Raw genomic sequence first — 7,348 nt, forward strand, 5'->3', positions numbered from 1 at the left:
CGATGCAGACGTACAAAGCTCCCCTGCGTGACATGCGGTTCGTGCTGCACGAACTGCACGACAGCACGGCGTTGACGCAGCTCCACGGGCTGGAGGAGGTCTCGCCCGACCTGATGGACAGCATCCTGGAGGAAGCCGGCAAGCTGGCCGAGGAAGTGCTGCTGCCGACCAACACCGCGGGTGATGAGTACGGGTGTGTGCTGGAGAACGGGGTCGTGCGCACGCCCAAGGGCTTCAAGGAGGCCTATGACGCCTTCCGCGACGGCGGCTGGACGGCGCTGGCGGCGGACCCGCAATACGGCGGCCAGGGATTGCCGGAAAGCCTGAACAAGCTCATCGAGGAAATGATCTGCTCGGCGAACCTTTCGTTCAGCCTGTATCCCGGCCTGACGCACGGCGCCTACCAGGCGATCGCTGCCCATGCCTCGGACGAGCTGAAGGACACCTACCTGCCGAAGATGGTGGCCGGCACGTGGTCGGGGACGATGTGCCTGACCGAGGCACATTGCGGCACCGACCTGGGCATGCTGCGCACCCGCGCCGTGCCGCAGCCTGACGGGTCCTACAAGGTCAGCGGGTCAAAAATCTTCATCAGCGCCGGCGAGCACGACCTGACCGAGAACATCATCCACCTGGTGCTGGCCCGCCTGCCGGACGCGCCGAAGGGAACGCGCGGCATCAGCATGTTCCTGGTGCCGAAGTTCATCCCCACGGCCGACGGCCGCCCCGGCGTGCGCAACGGCGTGATCTGCACCGCGCTGGAGCACAAGATGGGCATCAAGGGCTCCGCCACCTGCCAGTTGACTTTCGAGGAAGCCACCGGCTGGCTCGTCGGCGAGCCCAACAAGGGCCTGGCGACAATGTTCACCATGATGAACAGCGAGCGCCTGTCCGTCGGCATCCAGGGCCTCGGCGCCGCGGAGACCAGCTACCAGAGCGCGGTCGCCTATGCCCGCGAGCGCATCCAGGGGCGCAGCCTGGGCGGCGTCAAGGCGGCCGACAAGGCGGCCGACAAGGCGGCGGACCCGATCATCGTGCATCCGGACGTGCGGCGGATGCTGCTGCGGATGCGGGCTTATACGGAAGGCTGCCGCGCGCTCGGCGGCTGGGTCGCGCGCCAGCTTGACGTGCTGGAACGGTCGAACGATCCCGATGCCCGCAGGCAGGCGGAGGATTTCACCGCGCTGATGACGCCGGTGGTGAAGGCGCTGTTCACCGACCTGGGCTTCGAGGCGACCAATCTCGGCATGCAGGTCTATGGCGGGCACGGCTACATCCGCGACCACGGCATGGAGCAGCTTGTCCGCGATGCCCGCATTTCGATGATTTATGAAGGCACGAACGGCATCCAGGCGCTCGACCTGGTCGGCCGCAAATTGCCGCAGGGCGCCGGCCGGTTGCTGCGGACGTTCTTCCATCCGGTGAGCGAGTTCATCGAGCGGCACCGCAATCACCTGCTACTGGGCCAGATGGTCAAGGGGCTGGAAAAAGCCTTCGGCGCCTTGCAACTGGCGACCGCGCACATCGCCGCGGCCGGGATGGCGGACCCGGAGGAAGCCGGCGCGGCGGCGAGCGAGTATCTGCGGCTGTTCGGCCTGGTGGCGCTGGGCTTCATGTGGACACGCACCGCCGTCATTGCGGTGGAGAAACTGGCGAAGCCGGACGCCGATGCTGGCTTCTACAAGGCGAAGCTGACGACGGCGCGGTTCTACATGGAAAGGGTGCTGCCGGAGGTCGCCGGCCTGCTCACCGCCATCAAGGCCGGCAAGCGCGCAATGATGGACATGGAGGAGGCGGCGTTCTGACGCTTGCAGCAATCCTGCGGTTGCGCAACCAGTACAACCTGCCGCCTCTCGTTCGGGCAATATAGCGGCACGATGTTGGCCCTAACTGATCGCGACCGCAGGTCGCAACAAATTCTTCTCTGCGGGCTCTGCGCTCCGCTCTGCGCGCTCTGCGTCGAAAAATGCGGTGGTGCAGCAAAGAACGGCGTTGCCGGTGAGTCGCCCAACCTGAAGCGCCGGTGACGCCCCGACCACCGCGATTCGACGCAGAGCGCGCAGAGCGGAGCGCAGAGCACGCAGAGCAGGGATTTGGGCGGCCTTCGGCCCGTTGGCGTTGCATAGATCGTGGTGCCTCCGTTGCAAGGCGCATGTGCATTCTCTTACTTCTGAAGTAATAAAGTACCCAGGCGGCACCCGGTCAGGCGGCGGTGATCTTGCCGTCCGCAAGGTCAACCGCCACTAGCCGCGGGTCGCGATCGTCTGCGGCGCCGTGCCCGCCACCGCCTGCCGTCTGGATCACGACGCGATCGCCCCGGTGCAGCCGGCTGACGATTTTCGACGGAATGGTTTCCGTCCCGCCGTCAGCGCGGATGATGACCGAATGCGCACGGGCGCCATCGCTCCCGCCCGCGGCCCCCCGGGCCTGGCTGAAATGGCGCTCGCCGCGATGGGTGAAGCTGATACCGTCCGCCAGCATCTCGTAGTCCCGCACGGTTCCCAGGCCGCCACGGTGCGCGCCGCGTCCGCCGCTGTCGGCCGCCAGGCCTACCCGGTTGAGCCGGATCGGCGCCTCCATCTCGATCGCCTCGGCCGGCAGGTTCATGCAGTTCGTCGCATCCGTCTCGATGACGTCCACGCCATCGGTCCGCAGCGAAGCCCCGCTGCCGCCGGCCACAAGATCGCCGATGACGAACGGTGTGTCGGCCGATGTGCGGCCGCCAAACGCGACCATCAGCATCTCGCCAGCCGAGGCCGCCGGGACCCGATCCGGCAGCGCATCCGCCAGCGCCGAAATGATCGACCCCGCGATGCGCTTGATCGTCGAGGTGCGCGCGTTCACCGGCGCCGGTTCCGCCGGGTTGACCAGGCTGCCCGGCGGCAAGTGCAGCGAGATCGGCCGGAAGCAGCCGCCATTGGTCGGAATCGTCGGATCCGTCACCGCCCGGATGGCGAAACACGCCGCGGCCAGCGAGCCAGACGGCACGCAGTTCAACGGCCCGCGCACCTGCGGGCTGGTGCCGGAGAAATCGACAAGCAGCGTCGCGTCCCGGACGGTGACCGCCACCTCGATCCGTATCGGCTTGTCCAGTTCGATGCCGTCGTTGTCGAGGAAATCCACATAGCGGTAGGTGCCCTCGGGAATGCGGGACAACGCCTGGCGGGTCATCGTCTCCGACCGGTCGAGCAGGGCCCGGAACAGCCCGGCCAGCCCATCCGCGTCATGCCGGGCGGCGATCGCCTGCATCCGCCGGGCGCCGATGCTGCAAGCTGCGACCTGGGCATGGATGTCGCCCATGACGATGTCCGGGATGCGCACGTTCTGCCGGATCATCGCCACCAGCGTGTCATTCGGCACGCCCTGGTCGCGCAGCTTCAGCAGCGGAATCCGCAATCCCTCCTGGAACACCTCGGTGGCATTCGTCGGCACCGAGCCCGGCGTCAGCCCGCCCATGTCCTGGTGGTGGGTCATCGCCGCCGCAAAGCCCAGCAGCCGCCCCTCGGTCAGTATCGGCTGGATCACGGCGATATCCGGCAGGTGCGTGCCGCCCAGGTAGGGATCGTTCATGATGTAAATGTCGCCCGGATGCATCGTCGCGGGCGGGAACGTCTCGATCACCCGCCGCATCACCGGGATCAGGGTCGCGAGGTGGATCGGGATGGCGCAGGCCTGCGCCAGCGTGCTGCCGTCGGCGGTGAACAGCCCGGCCGAGGCGTCCAGCCCCTCCTTCACAATCGGCGAGAACGAACTGCGCAGCAGCGTGGACTGCATCTCCTCCGCGATGCCCTCCAGCCGGTGGCGGATCACCTCCATGGTGACCGGGTCATGCGCGTCATCGGCGAAGGGCATGGCGTCCCCGTCCCGCTCGATCAGCAGGGCGCCGCTGTCGATCAGCCGGGCGGTCCAGCCGGGCTCCACCAGGATCGTCGTGTCCGCCTGCTCGATGACCGCCGGCCCCGGAATGCGCTGCTCTCGCGTGATCCGGTCGCGCTGCCAGATGCCGGCCTCGACCGGCTCCGCCGCCTGCCGCACCCGGATCGGCCGCCGCGCCGGGTCACAGGGCGTGTCGATGACGAGGGCCGCGGCATGGACGCCAACATGGTCGGCTGCCGGTACAATAGTTGCTTCGCCGTGATGGCGCGGCCTGTCCGGGCCATCGCCATCCACACGTGCCGCGACAGGTGGCCCGGACAGGCCGCGCCATGACGGGACGGGGTCAGACGTTGCGACGCGCGGACCGGCACGCCGGTGGACGCTGCGCAGGTTGACGATCCGCGCCGGGCTGTCGGTGTGGTGGCCGTGGATGCGGTCATGCACGGCCTGGAAATCGCGCCAGGCCCGCGCGAGCGCGTCCGGGGCCGAAAGATCAAGCGGCACCTCCAGGTGATGCGACTGCCCGATGTAGCAGATGTCGGCGTAGTGGCTGATCGCCACCTCGCCGTCGCCTTCCCGCCGCATCAGGTCCGCGCAGCGCTCGTCCAGTTGCCGCAGGGCCTCCCGCACCTCCGCCGGCGTGACGTCGGCCAACGCGCGCGGGAAGGCGGCGGCGACCTCGTGCTCGACCGGCGCGCCCAGCAGGCCGGCGGCGGCAAGCACGCCCGGATGCGGCGGCACGACGATCGCCCGCATGCCCAGTTCCTCGGCCAGCGCGGTGGCGTGCATCGGGCCGGCGCCGCCCAGCGGCACCAGAGCATGGCCGCGCGGATCGATGCCGCGGCCGATGGAAATCAGCCGGATCGCCTCCGCCATCTGGGCGTTCAGCACGCGGTGGATGCCCAGCGCCGCCTGCTCGATGCTGATGCCGAGCGGTTCGGCGATGTGTCGGCAAATCGCTTCTTGGGCGAATTCCGGAACCAGCCGCAGGCTGCCGCCAGCAAACGTCGCGGGATCGATGTAACCCAGCACGACCGAGGCATCCGTCACGGTGGGCCGTTCGCCGCCGCGTCCGTAGCAGGCCGGCCCTGGCTCCGATCCCGCCGATTCGGGGCCGACCCGCAGGGTGCCGGCGGCGTCGAGCCAGGCGATGCTGCCGCCGCCCGCGCCGATGGCGGTGACATCGACCATCGGCACCCGCACCGAGAAGCCGTCGATCACGCCCTCGGACCGGATAAGCGGCCGGCCGTCGCTGATCAGGGCGATGTCGCAGGAGGTGCCGCCGATATCGACGGTGATCTGGTCCGCGAAGCCGGCGGCCAGCCCGGCCTCCAGCCCGCCGATGACTCCCGCTGCCGGCCCGGACAGGAACAGCCGCACCGGCCGCTGGCGTGCCACGGCCGACGTTGCCAGCCCGCCGCGCGACTGCATCACCTGCAAGGGTGCCGGCACGCCGATGCGGCGCAGGCCGGCTTCCATGTCGGCGAGGTAGTCGGACACGACCGGCTTGATGCAGGCGTCGAAGGCGGTGATGCACGTGCGTTCGTATTCGCGGAACGCCGGATCGACCTCGCAGGACAGCGACACCGGCAGGCCTGGCAGCATTTCGTTCACGATCTGCCGCACGCGATGCTCGTGCGCAGGATTGAGGAACGAGAACAGCAGGCAGACCGCGATCGCCTCGACGTCCTGCTGTGCCAGTTCGGTCACCGCGGTGCGGATGCTGGCCTCGTCGAGGGGAATGACGACGTCGCCCTGCGCGCTGATGCGCTCCCGCACCTCTTTGCGGCGGCGGCCGGGGGCGAGGAAGACGGGTGTCTCCGGCTGCAGGATCAGGTCGTACATCCGGTGCCGCATCTGGCGGCCGATTTCCAGCACGTCCTTGAAGCCCTGGGTGGTGATCAGGCCGACACGGGCGCCCTTGCGCTCCAACATGGCATTGGTGGCCGCGGTGGTGCCGTGGGTGAACCGGATGATGGCCTCAGGCCGCACGCCCCAGGCGTCGCGCGCCATGTCCAGGGCCGCCAGCACCGCCTGGCTCGGGTTGCCGCGGCTGGTCGGCACCTTCGCCAGCCGGACCGAGCCGTCGGAGCCGCGGCAGACGATATCGGTGAAGGTGCCGCCGACGTCGATGCCGAGCGCGTAGCGCGGCGTGGTTTCATCCGTATCCATGTCAGCGCCGCCAGTGGCTTGCCTGCGTGCCCGCGGGGATCGGGATGATGTCGTCGGTCGTGTCCATGCAGCGGTTTCCTCCCTACGCCCGGCACTCTTGCCATGTTGCCGGTGATCATAGACGACAACGCGGGCAGGGACAGTCTGACCGCCGCGCGACGCAGGTGCGTTATCGCGTTGGCCTGCATTGTCTTGAATGCCAAGGCACGGGGTTCTCGCAGGGGCATGCCGATCGGCGTTGAGCCACCGCGACCGCAGGTCGCAATAAATTCGCCTCTGCGCGCTCTGCGCCCCGCTCGGCAAACTCTGCGTTGAATCGCGGTGGTCGGGGCGCCGCCGGCGTTGGGGCCGGGCGACTCGCCGGCAACGCCGATGTTTGTTGCGGCAGCGCATTTTTCAACGCAGAGTTCGCCGAGCGGGGCGCAGAGTGCGCAGAGCAGGGATTCGGGCGGCCTTCGGCCGCATTGGCCTGGCGTCGATCGCCGTGCCTTGCGCATTACAGCCAGGGCGATCCAAATGATCGCCATACCCGCGCAACGAAAAACTTGCCCTTTCTCATCATTGTGAAAGCCCCTCCGCCGGTCAGAGCCGTTGCAGCATCGGCGTTGCCCATGGCTCCAGGTTTCAAGACAATGCCGCCCTGCTCAATAAAATCGTGAAGGCTCTTATTGGGTTCCAGGGTGGTGAGATGGCTCACCCGACCAAGCGTCCGACGAGAGCGCCGAGCAGCGCTTTGCCGCGGCGGCGTGCGTTATGCACGAACTGGAAGAAACCAAGGTGGCTCTTGTTGGATTTCGGGGTGGTGAGACGCTTCACCGCCCATCCGGAACCCGGCAGGAGCCTTGAAAACCGCAACCGAGCGCCCTGGCAACGATCGGCGCGCGGCCGACAGTACGTTCGGAGGTCCGTTTCACCACCGGGCCATTTGCGTTCATTTGCGTTCATCTGCGGTTCCTGAATCAGCGTGGCGGCGGGAGGGATGTTCCGACGCCTGCGTGCTGCTCCAAAGCAGAAATGGAACCGCAGATGAACGCGAATGCAGCAGGGCTGTTGCCGCAGCGGGGGCGCACGTCATCCGACAGGGCAGTGTCGTGAACCTTTTCAACACGGTTCCGGTTGGATTTCGCGGCCGTGGGACGCCTCACCCGACCACCCCGGAACCCGACAAGAGCCACCAAGATACAGCGGCAGTTTGTCCTGCGAGATGCCGCGGTGCGGGCGCAGCCAGGAGCGCAGCAGCGACCAGAAGCCCTCGATTGTGTTGACGTGGACTTCGCAAAAGCCATCGCCGTCTTCGTCA

General features: G+C 67.8%; 4 protein-coding genes and 1 pseudogene. 1 reads left to right on the forward strand and 4 read right to left on the reverse strand.

Going from position 1 to position 7,348, the window contains the following annotated elements; translation table 11 throughout:
* Positions 1–2 precede the first annotated feature (2 nt).
* Positions 3–1,805: an acyl-CoA dehydrogenase C-terminal domain-containing protein gene (locus CCS01_RS17965; RefSeq protein ID WP_104520150.1), complete on the forward strand. Its 1,803-nt coding sequence runs from the start codon at positions 3–5 to the stop codon at positions 1,803–1,805.
* 397 nt (positions 1,806–2,202) lie between these two features.
* Here CCS01_RS17965 and CCS01_RS17970 read toward each other — a convergent pair whose 3' ends face one another.
* From CCS01_RS17970 to CCS01_RS34710, 4 genes and pseudogenes are all read right to left on the reverse strand, one after another.
* Positions 2,203–6,048, reverse strand: coding sequence for a hydantoinase B/oxoprolinase family protein (locus CCS01_RS17970; protein ID WP_158258466.1), 3,846 nt, complete (start codon positions 6,046–6,048; stop codon positions 2,203–2,205).
* Between the two features lie 496 nt (positions 6,049–6,544).
* The gene (locus CCS01_RS32970) at positions 6,545–6,745 is read right to left on the reverse strand and encodes a hypothetical protein (protein WP_146101831.1); all 201 of its coding nucleotides are present in this window, start codon (positions 6,743–6,745) and stop codon (positions 6,545–6,547) included.
* A complete protein-coding gene (locus CCS01_RS32975; protein ID WP_146101832.1) occupies positions 6,742–6,993 on the reverse strand; it encodes a hypothetical protein in 252 nt (83 codons plus the stop codon). The genes CCS01_RS32970 and CCS01_RS32975 overlap by 4 nt, the downstream gene beginning before the upstream one ends.
* A 156-nt stretch (positions 6,994–7,149) precedes the next feature.
* Positions 7,150–7,348, reverse strand: a pseudogene (locus CCS01_RS34710) (hypothetical protein); the annotation flags it as partial.

The organism is Rhodopila globiformis (assembly GCF_002937115.1).
In the GTDB taxonomy this organism is placed as follows: Bacteria; Pseudomonadota; Alphaproteobacteria; order Acetobacterales; family Acetobacteraceae; genus Rhodopila; species Rhodopila globiformis.